The sequence below is a fragment of the Pontibacter fetidus genome, assembly GCF_010119545.1.
GTDB lineage: Bacteria > Bacteroidota > Bacteroidia > Cytophagales > Hymenobacteraceae > Pontibacter > Pontibacter fetidus.
On sequence record NZ_JAAEAA010000014.1, the window covers coordinates 61,512 to 77,887 of the forward strand.

Annotated in this window: 17 protein-coding genes; 10 read left to right on the top strand and 7 right to left on the bottom strand. The window is 47.2% G+C overall.

The genetic code is table 11. The annotated features are described in order from the left end of the window. Window positions 1-13: 13 nt before the first annotated feature. From GWO68_RS11840 to GWO68_RS11855, 4 genes are all read right to left on the bottom strand, one after another. Window positions 14-316: a rhodanese-like domain-containing protein gene (locus GWO68_RS11840; RefSeq protein WP_162346661.1), complete on the bottom strand. Its 303-nt coding sequence runs from the start codon at window positions 314-316 to the stop codon at window positions 14-16. After that, a complete protein-coding gene (locus GWO68_RS11845; protein ID WP_162346662.1) occupies window positions 313-2,127 on the bottom strand; it encodes a T9SS type A sorting domain-containing protein in 1,815 nt (604 codons plus the stop codon). Before GWO68_RS11845 ends, GWO68_RS11840 begins: the two co-directional genes overlap by 4 nt. Before the next feature lie 155 nt (window positions 2,128-2,282). After that, window positions 2,283-3,059, bottom strand: coding sequence for a PASTA domain-containing protein (locus tag GWO68_RS11850; protein ID WP_162346663.1), 777 nt, complete (start codon window positions 3,057-3,059; stop codon window positions 2,283-2,285). Window positions 3,060-3,222: 163 nt separating this feature from the next. Continuing rightward, on the bottom strand, window positions 3,223-5,925 hold the full coding sequence (locus GWO68_RS11855) for a D-alanine--D-alanine ligase family protein (RefSeq protein WP_162346664.1): 2,703 nt from the start codon (window positions 5,923-5,925) through the stop codon (window positions 3,223-3,225). A 436-nt stretch (window positions 5,926-6,361) separates the two neighbouring features. Between GWO68_RS11855 and GWO68_RS11860 the strand changes: the two genes are divergently transcribed. The 6 genes from GWO68_RS11860 to GWO68_RS11885 all read left to right on the top strand — a co-directional run bounded on the left by GWO68_RS11860 (window position 6,362) and on the right by GWO68_RS11885 (window position 11,417). Continuing rightward, the gene (locus GWO68_RS11860) at window positions 6,362-7,561 is read left to right on the top strand and encodes a phosphoglycerate kinase (RefSeq protein ID WP_162346665.1); all 1,200 of its coding nucleotides are present in this window, start codon (window positions 6,362-6,364) and stop codon (window positions 7,559-7,561) included. Window positions 7,562-7,695: 134 nt separating this feature from the next. Continuing rightward, entirely contained in the window at window positions 7,696-8,325 is a 630-nt protein-coding gene (locus GWO68_RS11865; RefSeq protein WP_202923741.1) for a hypothetical protein, read from the top strand. Window positions 8,326-8,352: 27 nt separating this feature from the next. Next, window positions 8,353-8,685, top strand: a complete 333-nt coding sequence (locus tag GWO68_RS11870) for a DUF1801 domain-containing protein (RefSeq protein WP_162346666.1) — start codon at window positions 8,353-8,355, stop codon at window positions 8,683-8,685. 1 nt (window position 8,686) lies between these two features. After that, the gene (locus GWO68_RS11875) at window positions 8,687-9,151 is read left to right on the top strand and encodes an SRPBCC domain-containing protein (protein WP_162346667.1); all 465 of its coding nucleotides are present in this window, start codon (window positions 8,687-8,689) and stop codon (window positions 9,149-9,151) included. Between the two features lie 91 nt (window positions 9,152-9,242). Further along, window positions 9,243-10,148, top strand: a complete 906-nt coding sequence (locus tag GWO68_RS11880; protein WP_162346668.1) for a LysR family transcriptional regulator — start codon at window positions 9,243-9,245, stop codon at window positions 10,146-10,148. 63 nt (window positions 10,149-10,211) lie between these two features. Then, window positions 10,212-11,417 (top strand): threonine synthase, encoded by a 1,206-nt coding sequence (locus tag GWO68_RS11885; RefSeq protein WP_162346669.1) that lies wholly within the window; start codon window positions 10,212-10,214, stop codon window positions 11,415-11,417. A 68-nt stretch (window positions 11,418-11,485) separates the two neighbouring features. On the opposite strand, the gene GWO68_RS11890 is transcribed toward GWO68_RS11885, so the two are convergent. Then, window positions 11,486-12,004 (bottom strand): DinB family protein, encoded by a 519-nt coding sequence (locus GWO68_RS11890; protein ID WP_162346670.1) that lies wholly within the window; start codon window positions 12,002-12,004, stop codon window positions 11,486-11,488. Window positions 12,005-12,042: 38 nt separating this feature from the next. Next, complete coding sequence (locus tag GWO68_RS11895) at window positions 12,043-12,987, bottom strand: NADP-dependent oxidoreductase (RefSeq protein ID WP_162346671.1); 945 nt, start codon at window positions 12,985-12,987, stop codon at window positions 12,043-12,045. A gap of 196 nt (window positions 12,988-13,183) precedes the next feature. Between GWO68_RS11895 and GWO68_RS11900 the strand changes: the two genes are divergently transcribed. Together GWO68_RS11900 and GWO68_RS11905 are read left to right on the top strand one after the other, a co-directional pair. Further along, entirely contained in the window at window positions 13,184-13,405 is a 222-nt protein-coding gene (locus tag GWO68_RS11900; RefSeq protein ID WP_162346672.1) for a VF530 family protein, read from the top strand. A 2-nt stretch (window positions 13,406-13,407) separates the two neighbouring features. Further along, the gene (locus GWO68_RS11905) at window positions 13,408-13,791 is read left to right on the top strand and encodes an SRPBCC domain-containing protein (protein WP_162346673.1); all 384 of its coding nucleotides are present in this window, start codon (window positions 13,408-13,410) and stop codon (window positions 13,789-13,791) included. Window positions 13,792-14,609: 818 nt separating this feature from the next. Here the strand turns inward: GWO68_RS11905 and GWO68_RS11910 are convergent. Beyond that, a complete protein-coding gene (locus tag GWO68_RS11910) occupies window positions 14,610-15,224 on the bottom strand; it encodes a YdcF family protein (protein ID WP_162346674.1) in 615 nt (204 codons plus the stop codon). Window positions 15,225-15,316: 92 nt separating this feature from the next. On the opposite strand from GWO68_RS11910, the gene GWO68_RS11915 reads away from it, so the two are divergent. Both GWO68_RS11915 and GWO68_RS11920 read left to right on the top strand, forming a co-directional pair. Further along, window positions 15,317-15,709: a nuclear transport factor 2 family protein gene (locus tag GWO68_RS11915; protein ID WP_162346675.1), complete on the top strand. Its 393-nt coding sequence runs from the start codon at window positions 15,317-15,319 to the stop codon at window positions 15,707-15,709. Between the two features lie 8 nt (window positions 15,710-15,717). Continuing rightward, window positions 15,718-16,347: an HAD family hydrolase gene (locus tag GWO68_RS11920; RefSeq protein WP_162346676.1), complete on the top strand. Its 630-nt coding sequence runs from the start codon at window positions 15,718-15,720 to the stop codon at window positions 16,345-16,347. Window positions 16,348-16,376: the final 29 nt, after the last annotated feature.

Here is a 16,376-nt window from a genome sequence, read left to right on the forward strand (position 1 = left end):
ATCAGTTTTATTCTTAACCTTTGTAGCCTTGTATGCCGCCTAACAGGTTTCGTACATTGGTAAAGCCCTGTTGCTGTAAATAAGCTTTGGCTGAAGCTGAACGTGCACCTGATTTGCAATGCACGATAACTTCTTTTCCTTTCAGGTCATCCAGGTCCTCTACGCGTTGTGGCAAGGTACCAAGTGGTATATTCTGCGCACCGGCAATGTTGCTTTCCTGAAATTCCCAATCCTCGCGCACATCTAAAATAACCGGTGTTTCGCCTTTGCTCAACCGGTCTTTCAGTTCTTCTGCCGTAATATCTGTCGTGATCATAGTGTTATTATAAGTTTTTTAGTGATTACTGATTTACCTGTAGCTAACCGGAAAGTATACATCCCAGCAGGCAGATGGCGCAAATCTACAGTTTTTACCTGAGCATTACGTTGCTGCTTGTATACTTGTCTGCCTGTGATATCAAATACGGTAAGTTCTTTGTACAGGCCATCTACCTGCACCGTTCCTGTGCTGGGGTTCGGGTACAAAGCTATAGTTTGTGCCAGCGGATCTTCCTCTTCAATACCCAATGCAATGCCCGTCATCAATGGCCGCAACATTACAGCGCCTTCCACAAAGGTATCGGGGTGCCAGTTGCTTTGGCTGTTCCATAAAAACCGTGTGTTCGGGGCATTGCTGTTGCGGTCGAAACCAAAGTTGATGAACTGATTGGCCGGCTGGCTCCAGCCCATGTAAAATACGCCTTGTACGGGCACTGCCTTGCTGAGCTCTACTTCATAAAACGCATTTGCCGCCTCGGTATAATTTATTTCAAATACCTGCTGATGCAGTTCGCGGCCAGGCAAACCGTTCGTGTCTTCCCATACTTTAATGGTCAGTGTTTTACCCTCTTGGCTAGCCCCTATTCTCGGGAAGTATACTTTAAAGCCGCGTACCTGGTCCGGTTTTGCCAGTTCAAAGCGCATGGCTACCTGCGTAGTGTTTCCGTTAGCCGGGTAAACAAAACCGGCTTCGGCGGTACCATCATCATAAGCAAAGTAATCCGCAAAAGTAGTTGTCCGGAAAGTAGTGTCGTTGGCTGCCTGCAGTGGGTTCTGTTCCTGTGTGTTCAGTTTAAAGCCATGCACCAGCGTAAAGCCCTCTGATGGCAGCGCAATGTTGGCTATAGTTGGTTTACCGGTAATTTTGTACTGTCGGGCGTTGGCTGGTATAAGGCCCTGTTCAATTAGAAAAGTATCGGCGGTAGCGGCATTTTCGCGCTTAACAAAACCACGCCAGCTGATGGCACCCGGCACATTGCCCAGGTTATTTATAGTTGCGGTAACAGAATCGGCAAGGGCTGCAGCCGGATTCTCCAGGAACTGGTGTACCGGCATGGCTGTATAGTTTTTAAATAGTGGCGTTACTGTCTGGCTGATGCCGATGTCGCGGGTGGTGTTCTGCCCTTTTCTGCGGTTGCGGTCCAGTTCTACATAATCCAGGTTCCAGATATCGAGCAAACCATTCCGGCGGCCAATGTTACGGAACCTGAACTGGAAGTCGTTATGAAAATAGCGGACATCTTTAACGGCTATAAAAGTTTGTACAAAATTGCTTGCCTCACCGGAAGCATTTTGGCGCCAGGCCTGCTGCCAGTTACCGGTGTTATCTTTAAATTCGAGTATCAGGTAATAGCTGTTCTCGGTGGTTCTGTCGGGCACATCGCCTAAACCACCGGCCTGCCAGTAAAAGCTCAGGTAAACCGAATCAGAGGGAGAAAAAGCACCTAACCTGATGGGCTGAGAAGTAAGCGTATCCGAAGGGCCGGGACTTGTAGCACCTGCAACGTATGGCTGGCCTGCAGCAGTTAAGCCATCCAATGTAGCCACATTTTTAGTGATTGGCTTCAGGGCAAACCGGTTGTTCACATAAGTTCCGCCATTTATCCAGCGTGCCGGGTCCGGGGTATTATTAGCTGTCGCAAAATCATCAAAAAACGGAAGACTGACCGATGCTATAGTTACTGCTCTTCTATAGTTTACACTTTGCAGGCTGCGCTGCTCTGTTTGCAACGGCGTAACTATAGCCTGGGCAAAAGCTTCGAAACTATAGCTCCAAAGTAAAAAGGCAAGCAGTAACAGTTTTTTCATAGGGGTAAGGGCAATAACGATAACGCGAAGAAGTTAGGCATTTATACTATAAACGAGAAATCTGTACGCAAATTTCAATATAAAGGCGGGCCGGATGAGTATAAAACAGCAACGCCCACCATTGCTGGCAGGCGTTGTATCTTATGCTTTTATACTTACTCTATCGTTTCTACAGGTTCGGTACCGGCTACCCACAGGTCAACCAACTCGCCAACGCGTATTTTGGCCCCTACTTCGGCAAATGGGCGCTGCTTCAGTACAGTTCCGTCCGGTTCGCCGCTGCCCTGCACATACAAGATGTTACCAATCTGCAGCCCTTGCCCTACCAACAGTACCGATGCCTCATCTACTGGCATGCCAATTACTTCCGGCACTTCAAATTCCGTGTTGCCCAGGCCATCGCCAACGTGCAGATCAACTACAGAGCCTTTGGCTATACTTTCGCCGGGCGCTACTTCTTTGCCATTTACAAACTGCTTTAATACTGCATTTTTCTGCAGATCCGGCACCGGCGTAATTTTACCAACTTTCAGGTCGTAGCTCTTTAAGATAAGCTCCGCATTTTTCACCGATCCATCTATCAGCTTCGGCATTTTAATCATCGGCGGGTTTTTCATGTTCACCGAGATATAAATTTTACGGCCTTCTTTTACCTGCGCACCAGGCGCCGGGTCTTGTGTTAAGATCTCGAATGGCTTGCGGTCGGAGTTATAGCTGGAGTCGTTCACGAAAAACTGCAGGTTCTGCTCGTCCAGGTAAGCCTCGGCATCAGGAAGCAACATACCGGTAATTTTAGGCACCGGCACACTCTCGCCGTGGTTGGTTGTAGAGGGCAGGTAAAAATAGAAGAAACCGATAACCATCACTCCAACTATAGCTGCCATAATCGCCAGGTGCTTCAGCACATCGGCAAACGAATTCGCTTTTAACATTTTTGAATTGCTGTATTGTTGATTGTTAAATTGTTGATTATCTGAACCACAGATTAATCGTGATTTTTGAAATTAGCAGGATTTCTACTTCCTAAACTCGCTAACTCCCAAACTCTCTAACTATAAACCAACTTTCTAACTTATAAACTTTTTAACTTTCTAACTATACCGTCGCTTTCATCTTGGTTCGCTCCACGCCGTAGGTCAGGATGCGGTCGATGAAGTCGTATGGTTTGTAGCCGTTGATGGCCGTCTGGTGGAAGATACAGGTTGCTGGTGTCATGCCTGGCAGCGAGTTCACTTCTATGATGATCGTCTCTACTTCATCGTTCTCCAGCACACGCACAAAGGCATCGATACGGGCATATCCTTCAATGTTCAGGATCTGGGCCACACGCTTCAGGTCTTCTTTTACCTGGTCAGAAATCTTCTGGCGACGTTCCGGGTCTGCGGCATAACGTGCAGGTGTAATGTTCTGTCCTTCACCAGCCAAAAACTTCTCTTCTAAGCTCAGTACTTCGCCTTCCGCTAATGCTTCCGATGCTTCAAAAACTTCATAGTTCACGCTGCCATCCGGTGCATGGGTGGTCAGTAATCCGCCGGTAATTTCAAGGAAGTGCTTTGCGCCGTTTCTGGAGATCAGCGTCTCTACTAAAAAGCCCTGTTTGTTCGGGAATTCTTCTTTAAAACCAAGTGAAAGCGTACGGGCACATTCGGTATCCAGCTCCTCCATTTCGCGGAAGATCAAGGTGGTAAAAGCTTCCAGTTCGGAGCGGTTCTTAATTTTCTTCACAGCAGAGCTGCAACCATCATCGGCTGGCTTAGCTATAAACGGATAAGGGAAGTCGGCCTCTAAACTCTGGAAGAACGCTTCTTTATCTTTCTGCCAGTCTTCTTTCCAGGCCATGCGGTGCTTGGCAACCGGCACGCCATGTTTGCCAAGTATCTCGTTGGTTTCGTACTTGTTTATAGTTATCTGCGACGAGCGGATACCAGAGCCGTTGTACGGAATGTATAGTTTCTCCAGCTCAGCCTGCAGAGCACCATCTTCACCCGGACGGCCATGCAGCGCAATGAACACCGCATCCACCAAATTTTTCAGCTGACTATAGCTGATGCGCTGCGGCTCCTGTAATGTGCTACCTGTATACTTGCGGGTTATAGTTTCAGCTTCTTCTGCGATCTGGGCCAGCACCGGGTGCGGCTCGCCACCGTTCTCAAAGTATAGAACCTTCTCTTTAATATCGTCTGCATTATCCTTCAGCATAATGTTGATCGGGATAGTGTACAAACGGTGCTCTTCGTTGCTGCCAGTCAGGAAAACCGGAACCGGCTCATATTTTACAGATGAAGAAAGCTTTTCGTAAATGTTACGGCCACTCTCCACCGAAATATGACGCTCCGAAGAATAACCACCCATGATCACACCTACCCGAATCTTGTCGTGGCGATGCGCCTGCTCTTCTTTTATACTTTTATCCAGCTCAGCCAGTAGCTTTGTCAGCTTCACGGTGTCTTTACCAGACTCCAGTCTTTCAGCTACCGATGTGCGGATAATATAGGTCAGGAACTGCGATGGGTTAAGCCCGATCTCAGCTGCCTGGTGGAAGAAGAACGACGACGGCAACATACCTGATGTCGTGTTTGGGTCGTTCAGGAATATCTCACCTGAATCAGTAATAAAACCATCCAAGCGGGCATACACGTTAAACCCGAAGGCTGTGAACAGGCGGCTGGTAGCTTGTCTTATACTTTGGATTTGCTCTGTTGGCAGGTTGATTGGCGTAATTTTACGGCTCAGGCCAGGCAGGTATTTCGATCTGTAGTCAAATACTTCACTACCCTTCACGATCTCGGTAGGCGGCAACGCAATCGGCTGTCCCTGCTCATCCTGCACCACTATACAAGAGAACTCCTTACCACGGATAAAAGCTTCTACCAATACCTGCTGCTCATGCTCAATATTCGTAAGCGTAATGCTATCAGTAGCAGACGAAGTAAAGGTTTTGTTGATGTGGTTGAAAAGCTCTTCCGGGTGGTAAACTATAGTTCCGTTCTCCAGCTGCACCGGCATGCCAATTCCTTCACGGATATCCACCAGTTGCTTGATGCTCATCAGCTGCTTCTCCTCGCCCATCGCCAGCCACTGTGCTTTGTAGATGGTTTTGGTAAAGAAACTGCGCTCTACACCTGCTTCAAAAGCGGCAAAATCCAGCTCTTTTATAATAGAAACCCCGATAGACGATCCCTGGTGCGGCGCTTTTAACACCAACGGCAAACCTAGGTCAGCTACCAGTTTCTCGAAAATCTGCGGACGGTTCTGTTTTTCAGACCACTGGCTATAGTTAATGATGCGGTAATCAGGAGTCGGGAAACCATGCTGTTTCAGCATCTCCTTCTGTGCCACCTTATCAATACCGATAGCTGACGGCAAAATACCTGAACCCGAGTAAGGAATATGATACCACTCCAGCAAGCCCTGAATGCTGCCATCTTCGCCGTACGGGCCGTGCAATGCCAGGAATGCAAAATCAAAATGATTTCTGAATTCGTTTGGCTGCAGACGTTTACCGGCTTTGGCTATGATCTTGTCCTGCTCTTCAATGCTCAGCTCACCCAACGACTCCAGGTACACCTGCAAACCGTGTTCGCTCTCCGGCAAGACATCAACCGGCGGGTAAAAGTCACGGATTGTGCCTTTATAGATAAAATGCCAGTCTAAAAGTATAAAGTTGCCCAGGCTGTCCACAAACACCGGAACGGCTTCAAAAAGGGCTTTATCTAAGTTATCGTAAACCGTACGGCCACCTGCAAACGAGATCTCACGCTCACGCGACGGCCCACCGAAAATTATTCCTACTCTCATTCCTGCAAAGGTAATAAATTGGAAGCGTTTATTAATAGGGTTAAAAGGTAAGGGTATTATTTAGAATTTATAACTGGAAGTATAGGTTCAATAGTATAGATTGAATTGCCGCTAGATCGGAGATACTTGTTTGTAGCTTAAACAACTGTACCAACCGTTCAAAAGACCTCACAGTGTTTGCAAAACCTGTGAGCGTTTGTGCCTGAAACCGTTGCATAGTAAGACACTCACAGGTCCCGTAGACGCTGTGAGGTCTAAAGCATCCTGAAAATCCACTAATCCTGAAAATCCTGATTCAGACAAACTTTCTAACTTCCAAACTTTCTAACTCAAACATTATCCTTTCACTATATTTGTTCAACTTTATAAATTCTAGCAACAAAAAAAGCTGAAACACGAACAACGTAAACAAGAAATAAAACTATAACCTTACCTCATGAAAACTATTGACCAGTATAACTTTGCCAGCAAAAAAGCGCTGGTGCGGGTAGACTTTAACGTACCCCTCGACGCAGAATACCGCATCACCGACGATACCCGCATCCGGGCGGCCGTACCCACCATACAGAAAATATTAGCCGATGGCGGCGCTGTTATCCTGATGTCGCATTTGGGCAGACCGAAAGCCGGGCCGGAAGAGAAATACTCATTAAAGCATTTGGTAAGCCGTCTGTCCCAGGAGTTTAACACCAATGTGCTTTTTGCTGAAGACTGTGTTGGACCACAGGCCGCACAACTGGCGCAGGAGTTAAAACCGGGCGAGATTTTACTGCTGGAGAACCTGCGTTTCCATAAGGCCGAAGAAAAAGGCGATGCTGATTTTGCTAAGGAACTGGCTACGCTGGGCGATGTGTATGTGAATGATGCTTTTGGCACGGCACACCGCGAGCACGCATCTACGGCGGTTATTGCCCGCTACTTCCCGAAAGACAAAGTGATGGGCTACGTAATGAACGCGGAACTGGAAAATGCACGTCGTGTGCTGGGCAATGCCGAGCGACCTTACACCGCTATTATGGGTGGCGCGAAAATATCAGACAAGATCCTGATCATCGAGAAACTGATGGACCGCGTAGATAACCTGCTGATCGGTGGTGGCATGAGCTATACCTTTGTGAAGGCTGATGGCGGTGAGATCGGTTCGTCGTTGGTGGAAGAAGATAAAATTGACCTGGCGAAGCGCCTGATTACGATGGCACGCGAAAAAGGCGTGAATCTGATGATACCGGTTGACTCTGTGATAGCAGATGCTTTCAGTAACGACGCCAACGTAGATACCTGCCTGAGCCACCACATTAAACCGCTCTGGATGGGCCTGGACATAGGACCAACTGCCCGCGAAATGTATGCCGACGTTATCCGCAACTCTAAAACCATACTTTGGAACGGTCCGATGGGTGTGTTCGAGATGTCGAACTTCTCGGTGGGTACCGAAGCTGTGGCCGATGCCGTGGTAGACGCTACGCGCATGGGTGCTTATTCACTGATCGGTGGAGGCGACTCGGCTGCGGCGGTTAATAAGTTTGGCTATGCCGATAAGGTATCGTATGTATCGACGGGTGGCGGTGCACTGCTGGAGTACATGGAAGGCAAAACCCTGCCAGGTGTAGCCGCCATCGAGCGCGACGATTACTAAACTATAGTTAGCTATAGTTACAAAACGCTCTGCTACTGAAAAGTGGCAGGGCGTTTATAGTTTATGGCCGTTAAAGTGGGGTTTATTTTATAAATTGTGTATTGAATATGAGCAACGATCAGCAACTATACCACATGATAAAGAAATATTCTGTTTTGATTTGCGTGATCATTTCCGTGACTTTTATAGTAATAGCAACTACTGTTTACCCCGGGGGCTCCATACTCGACAAGAACTCAACAGGGTTTATCTGGTCTCAAAATTTTATAAGCAACTTGTTTGCCGATAAAGCAATAAATGGATCAGCTAACCCTTCCAGGATCTGGGCGTTCATCGGGATGGCTTTTCATTCAGTTAGTTATGGCATATTTTCTTTCAACTCGTCGAAAAAGGTGCCTTCAAAACATGCTTCCAACGTCCTGAAATATGCAGGTATAGCTAACATCCTGTTCAGTTTTTTGATCGTAACGCCGTTGCACGACTTAATGATCATAATTTCGAGCACGCTGTCGCTGTTGGGGCTGTTTTATCTGACTATATTTATTTTAAAGACAAAGCTACATTTGCTCAAGGTTGCTTGTATAGTTTGCCTACTCATCTTTTATTATACCCTGTTTTTGTATGGTTATGGTAATTGGGCATTATTAGCCATTATGCAGAAAGTGTCCTTTATCTGTTCCATGATTTTGGTTTTAGCAATAGAATACTTTACCAAACCAGAGGATTTTAAACTTGTAACAACAAGTCAAACAAAAGTTACCTGAACCAATGCTAAACACACACACAACCCCATGCACCCACAAGTAACCAACTACATCTCCAACTCCGGAAACCAACAGGAAATTCTGCAAGTTATACGGCTGCTCATCCACGAGACCATACCGAATGTAATCGAAGAATTTAAGTGGGGCAGACCGGTTTTCAGAGCTGAGAAAGATTTTGCTTACCTTAAAACGGCAAAGGCTTATGTTACCTTGGGTTTCTTCAATTTTCAGAAGCTGCACGACCCAGATACGCGTCTGGAAGGTACCGGCAAGGACATGCGCCACATCAAGATTAAAACGATAAACGACATAGACCGCGACCTGCTGACTTCGTGGTTTAAAGCTGCAACTATAAACTAACATGGCAAACCAGAAACTACAGATCCAGACAGCCTTACAGATCCTGAAACCGGCCCACCAAGTGTTCCAGGCTATAGTTGATCCGGCTAAGATGTCAAACTACTTTATTGCGGAAGGCTCCGGCCCGATGGAAGAAGGCAAAACTGTTACCTGGAAATTCCCAGAATTTGATGAGACCTTTCCAGTACGGGTAGGCAAAGTAGAGCAGGACAAGTACATATCCTACTACTGGGATGGCACCGACGGAACCGAGCTGCTGGTGGAGATGACACTTGCACCCAAAGGCGACCAAGCTACCGTTGTAACTATAACCGAAAAGGAAATGGACAACAACGAAGCAGGACTGAACTGGTTAAAAGGCAACACGGCCGGTTGGGCCAACTTCCTGGCCTGCCTGAAAGCCTACCTGGAGCATGACATAAACCTGCGCAAAGGGGCTTTCGATTTTATGAAGCCCGAATCATAACTATAGCAGTACCATGTTTGGCTATAACAACCACCGGCAGAGCAACATCACGTAAAAGAAACCGGAAACTATACTTGTAAACAGGCAGGGCATGATCTCGCATAAGCACGAAATCTTTTTGGAAGTGGCACGTCTGCTTAGCTTTACAAAGGCAAGCCAAACGCTGTTTATCAGTCAGTCTGCGATAAGCAAGCAGGTAAAAGCGCTGGAAGAATACTATAAAACCGGCCTTTTTGAGCGACTCGGCAACAGCGTTATACTTACGCCCGCCGGCAAACTACTCTATGACAAACTACAGACCGCCAAACAACTACAGCACGAACTCCACCATGCCTTTACGCAGCTTAACGAGAACTTTTCGCCTCAGGTAAATATGGTGCTAGGTGCCAGCACCACCATTTCGCTGTACATTTTGCCGCCAGTGCTCTCAGCCTATCTGCAGAAAAACCCTAACGTACACCTCACCCTCAAAAACCGTAACTCCGAAAACATTCTCAAAGCCCTGCTCGACCACGAACTGGACCTAGGCATTGTGGAAGGCATCAGCAAGGTAAGCAACGTAACCTACACCCCTTTCCTGACCGATGATGTGATAGCTGTGTGCTCGGCACGTAACCCGCTAAAAAAGCAGCAGCTCGAAATAAAAGACCTGTATGATATACCGCTGGCCCTGCGCGAACGTGGCTCGGGTACCCTGGCCGTGCTGGAACAAGCCCTGGAGCGAAAAAAAATAAACATGAGCAAACTACCCATACGGATAAGACTGGGCGGAACCGAGGCATTAAAGAATTTTGTGCGTGTAGATTCCTGCCTTGCATTTTTGCCGCGCCAGGCGGTGCTAAAAGAATTACAGAGCGGCGAACTGGTAGAGGTTTCGATCGCAGACCTGAAAGTAAAACGTAGCTTTAATTTTATACAGCGCAAGGGCACCGAAAACAATTTCCCCTACAAAGGCTTTATACAGTTCACCAGGCAACACTATTCCAATCCGGAATAGGCTATTCCAATTTGCTATTTTGTTTCGTCATATCGCATCTGCAAATTACCGTAGATGAAAGATATGGAAACTACCGCACAAACACTTACCAGCTATATAAGCACCTTAACTTGCTCAAGCTGCCAAACCCCTTATTCTGCTTTTAGCAAGCAGACCGTATCATCTTGCTGCCACATGCCGCTGCTGGCGCATTACGATGCAACTATAAACCTGCCCAAAACTATACTTAAACAGCGCGAAGGCACTATGTGGCGGTATAAAGAAATGCTGCCGGTACTACACCAGGAGAACATCGTAAGCCTTGGCGAGGGTTTTACTCCTATCCTTACGCTGGGCAATCTGGCTAAAAAATACGAGCTAAAATCGTTGCGCCTGAAAGACGAAGGCCAGAACCCAACCGGCTCATTTAAAGCCCGCGGCTTAAGTATGGCTATATCCAAAGCAAAAGAACACGGCGTGCAGGGCTGCATTATACCTACAGCCGGTAACGCCGGCGTAGCGATGGCCGCCTATTGCGCCAAAGCTGGTATGCGAGCCGTGGTGGTAATGCCCCGCCATACCCCCAAAGCTTTTAAAGAAGAATGTTACTGGTATGGTGCCGATGTTATACTTGTTGATGGCCTGATAAACGACTGCGCTGCCAAAGTAAAAGAACTGAACAGCAACGGCGAGCTACTGGATGTATCAACATTAAAAGAGCCGTACCGCCTGGAGGGTAAAAAGACCATGGGTTACGAAATAGCCGAACAGCTTAACTGGAACTTGCCCGACGTTATACTTTACCCTGCCGGTGGTGGCACCGGCCTCATCGGCATCTGGAAAGCCTTTAAAGAAATGCTGCAACTAGGCTGGCTGGATGAAACGATACAGTTGCCACGCATGGTAGCTGTACAGGCCGCTAATTGCCAGCCCCTCATCGAAACTATAGCCGGACGACAGGCAAACGCACAAAACTATGTAGGAAAACCAACTATAGCCAATGGCCTTGCTGTTCCGCGCCCTTTAGGTGAAACACTGATGTTGCAAACTATCCGCGAATCGGGTGGCTCGGCTATAAGTATCACTGAAGAGGAAATGGTGGAAGGGTTGAAAGAACTAGGTGCAGCCGAAGGGTTGTTTGTAGCCCCCGAAGGAGCAGCTGTCTGGATGGCAGCACGCAAGCAACTGGGGGCAGGCCTGATCGCGCCTGACGAAAAAATCCTGCTGCTAAACACAGGCTCTGGCCAGAAATATATGGAAAACCTCTCCGGAGTTTTCAGTCATATCTAAACAAAACAAACAGCCCTGCACCGTTTTTAAAATTGTGCAGGGCTGTTTGTTATACTACTGCTGTATTGCTAGATCAGTTGCCCGCGTAGCACACGCGCTGTTACCAACAATTGGCCTACATGGCGCATAGTGTGTTCAGCAGCATGAAAGTATAGCCCTATTACCGAAGACGCTACCTGCGAACGCCCTACCTTGCGCACTTCCGTTAACGTTTCTTCGTTCGTTTGGCGCAGCTTTTCCAGGGCTTTATCTACCTGCTCATGAAAGTGCTGTACCAGTTCTGTTGTGGTAGTTTTGGTTGGTTTGCCTTCTGCGTAAAGGTAGGCTAGTTGGTCTTCTGTGAGGGTGTTACCATCGGCATACGTAAACAGGCGCTCCAGTATACCGGTTAAGTGCTGCAGATGATAGCCCACCGAGGCCACACCGGCAGGGCGCTCCCAGACTAGTCCTTCCGGAAAATCGTGCATAAAATTTTCTACTTCTTCGCGGGCCTGCAGCAGCGCATGGGCTACCGGTTGCAACAAGGCAGGTACGCCGGGCACAGGGCCGCGCAGCCATACTTCAAGGTTCTTGGTTTGTGTCGTCATGGGGTATAGAGGTTTGGTAAGGTATAGTTAATTTATGCTCAGCTGACATGCACTACTACTTTGCCACGTGTTTTGTGTGTTTCTACCTGTGCATGTGCTTTAGCCATCTCCTCAAAATCATACACATGCGATACATGCGCCGTTAATTTCCCTTGGCTCATCAGATCCGCAATTTTGGCCATGTCTTCGCCACTGGAATGCACCAGGTAATTTTTGGCTTCAATATTCTGCTTTTTGGCTTCCTCCTGTACCGCTTCTTTTGCCCCACCAAGTATGGAGATCAGTTTACCACCATTTTTCAGGCATTTTAAAGAGCGACGGCTGTTTTCCTCTCCCAACGAATCAAATACCAGGTCTACGTCTGTTACTACATCCTCTACGTTATATTCGTTGTAATCTACCTGTTCATCGGCACCCATGTTCCGTATAAAATCGTGGTTCTCTTTTGATGCCGTACCAATAACTATAGCTTTAAAATAGTGGGCAATCTGTACGGCAAAATGACCAACACCGCCGGCTGCAGCATGTACCAGCACACGCTGCCCTGGCTGTATAGCAGCTTCGTTTACGAGCACCTGCCAGGCCGTAAGGGCAGCTAAGGTAGCTGCGGCAGCCTCGTGGTGCGGTACATTTGCGGGCTTATGTGTTAAATGGGCTTCGGGAGCGGCAACGTACTCGGCATAGGCTCTTCCGTGCCCCGGAAAATTCACCATGCCAAAAACTTCATCGCCCGGTTTAAAATAGGTTACCTCATTACCTACTTCCACCACCTCCCCCGAAATGTCCCAGCCAGGTATGACCGGTGCCGTTTCTTTCAGGGTGTTGTAAAATGCTTTGCCCTCGCGGGTTTTGGTATCTACGGGATTTATACTAACAGCCTTTACCTTTACCAACACTTCGTTAGCTTTTATAGTTGGTTTAGCAAGCTCAGTCAGTTCCAGTTTTTCCGGTCCGCCCGGTTCGTTTACCACGTATGCTTTCATTGTTCTAGTTTAGGTTTGCGCAGGTTTATAGTTACTAAAACTTAAGCTGCTGTAAAAGGTTATAGTTGCTTTGGTTGCCTGCCATTTATAAATATGTGCTTTGCTGTTGTATTGCCCCGCACTTAATTTTATAACTTGCCGCCCGGTAAGCCGTCTGCGTATGTAGTAGTCAGGTAACCGCGTTGCATTTTAGTAAATGGAAGAACAAAAGAACAACCCCCTGCACGGCAAAACACTTGAGCGTATACTGGTGCAACTCGTAGATTATTATGGTTGGGACGAACTGGGCTATAAGATTAACATCAACAGCTTTAATAACAACCCAAGCATAAACTCCAGCCTCAAATTTTTGCGCAAAACGCCTTGGGCACGCCAGAAAGTAGAAGAATTATACATCCGCACCTTTGCCAAGCAATAACCATGAAAGACCTAAAAAAATACTACATCATTCCGGCTGAGCCTGAGATTGTTTATGCAGCGCTTACCAACCCGCTTACCCTGCAGGCCTGGACCGGCGACGTAGCTGAAATGAGCACAGAACCGGGCTCTGAATTTTCGTTATTCGAGGGAAGTATAGTTGGCAAAAACCTTGAATTTGAAGAAGGTAAGAAACTAGTACAGCAGTGGTATTTCGGAGAGCAGGAAGAGCCTTCCATCGTAACTATAAAACTGCATCCGCATAAATTTGGCACCTCCGCCGAGCTGCGCCACACCAACATCCCTGACCAGGACTACAATGACATTGCCGAAGGCTGGGACGAAGCCTATTTTGGTGCGTTAATCGAATTTTACGAAGAAGAATAGTTTTTGGCGGCTTTTTATATTTGAGGAGTTAGCCGCCCTAGGTTTTATCTCACTCCAGCCCTCTCTTCTCAGGAGATGGAGTTTTCCTGATTACCGTTCCTTCTGTCCTCCTGATAGGATCTTGTTTGAAGTGTGCCCAAGCCTTTGCTATAATACTTCTCTGTCTCTCTCAAGAGGGGAGTAACACACCCCTAACTCCTCTCAAGAGGGGAATTGCTGTATTAGCTATAGTTTGCTTTACAGTTTCATAGTTACGGTTTGTCATCCCCCTGCCCCCTTCAAAGGGGGACTTTTTGCTATTGCTATAGTTTACTTTACAATTCTATAGTTACAGTCCACGAGATGGACAGGTCGCGACCTGTCCCTACTAAACTATAGTCACGATCAATTTCGAAGCTTACCGGTGCAAGCTATGGGTAAAAGGTTAATAGCAGAAAGATCGCAGTCTTTGGGTTGAGCGCCTCGAGAGGTTCCGGTGCCGTCAGGCATTGCGAGGTACGAGCAAAGGAAGCGAAAGCAGCGCGATGCCCAAAGACGGGGCCTCCCGGCCGTGAGGGCACCAAAGCTAAAGATGAAACGATAAGTAAGTAAAGCTCCCAGGAATGAAGGAGATTTGAAAGGATAGTTTTTTTAAGTTGCAGAAGGCTTAAATTATAAGACAGATTAGATCCATCGTCTAAAGCTCGGAAAGACGTTATGGGAAGTACACTTTATCTGTAGCATTCAGATTGCTCCTAACGTCGAAATGACAATAGGAAACTATAGGACAAAAAGATTTCTCGACCGCGCTCGAAATGATGAAAAATGGTAATATACCTTTAATCCCTTTTATTAAGATAATCCAACACCTCTTCTACTGTAGCAAGGTCTCCTGCTTTACTGTATTTTTCGATGCGTTTCATTTCACCGGCTATCAGGCCGGCACGGGTGCTTTGGGTTTTGCCCTGCGAGTGTACGGCTATTTGCTGCCACGGCAAAGGCTTACCTGGCAAACTATATACTTTTAGCTCAGGGTAATGGCGCATAGCTGCAGTGGCCGCAGCCATAAATGCGCGTGGTTGCTGAAACGGTGCTGCCGTAACTACAACGCTTTTATAGCCCTTCGCCAGGGCATGCCGTACCATCGAGTTGGCTTCGATGCCTGTGTGTAATAGCTCGGTGTTGGCCGGTAAAGGCTGTATCAGTTCCAGGTTATGTTCAGGTATGCCTAGCGCCGTCATAGCGTTTAGCCAGGTTGTACCGCCGGGGTAACCGCTCATGGGTGGCGTGCCCAGAAACAGAACCCTGGAAGTACAGTTTTCGTGAAGCATTAATTTTGCTGCGGCAAAAGCAGCATCCTGATTATCTTCGGTCTGGCCAAATAAAAACAAGGCATCGGCGGGTATAGTAGGCAAAGTGTCGCAGAGTGTACGAATGATCAGTTCTTCTAACATAAGCGGTCTATACGTGTGTTTCAGGTTCTGGATTTAGGTTAAATTGCCTACTTTTAACCGGTAAACTTTTCGCTTAAACTATAGTTAGGCTTATGGCTGATTTAACTGTCACCCCACATTATATCCCTAAAACAACTGGCATCGAGGCACCTGCTACCCTGCAACTACAAGCATATAACAACCGCGACATCGATACTTTTCTGAAAGCTTATACTAACGATGTAAAAGTTTACCGGCAGCCGGGTGTGCTCAGTTACCAGGGCATTGCGGAAATGCGCACGCGCTATAGCCACAAATTTGCCGAAACACCTGACCTGCATTGCGAGTTAGTAAATAGAATTGTGTCTGGCAACGTGGTAATAGACCATGAACGGGTGCTGACAGCAAAAGACAAACCGCGCACGGAAGCTATTGCCGTGTACCGCATCCGGGAAGATAAAATTTATGAAGTAACGTTTATTTACCCGGATGTTGCAACAACTTAATAAGAGCGATGAACAAGCAAACCGACAGCCTGCTTTTTGACCTGGATGGCACCCTTTGGGATGCAACCGAAACAGTAGCCCGCGCCTGGAACAGTGCCCGCAGGCAGGTAGATTTTGAAGTGCGTGAAATTATGCAGGAAGACATACGAAGTGTTGCCGGTATGCAGCATGACCTTATCTACAACAAGTTTTTTCCGAACCTAACCGATGCCCAGAAGAAAGAGCTGATGAAAGTGAGCGGCCGGGAAGAAATGCAGCACCTGAAAAAGTATGGCGGTGAGCTTTTTTCAGGCATGAAGGAAACTTTACAATATTTGCAGCGCAAGTATAAACTCTTTATCGTAAGCAATTGCCAGGATGGGTATATCGAGGTTTTCTACGATTATCATAACCTTAATTACTTATTTACAGACCATGAATGCTCTGGCCGCACAGGCAACCCCAAAGGCGAAAACCTGAAGGATGTGATAACCCGTAACAACCTCCATCACCCCGTGTATATTGGCGACACGAAGGGCGATTACGAAGCTAGTGTGGTCGCTAACGTGCCTTTTGTTTTTGCCAGCTATGGCTTTGGCCAGGTTCCGGACTATGCACATGCGTTAACCACACCGGCAGACCTAATAAAATTGTTTTAGCCGTATAAAACACTCCGTAAGTATAACAC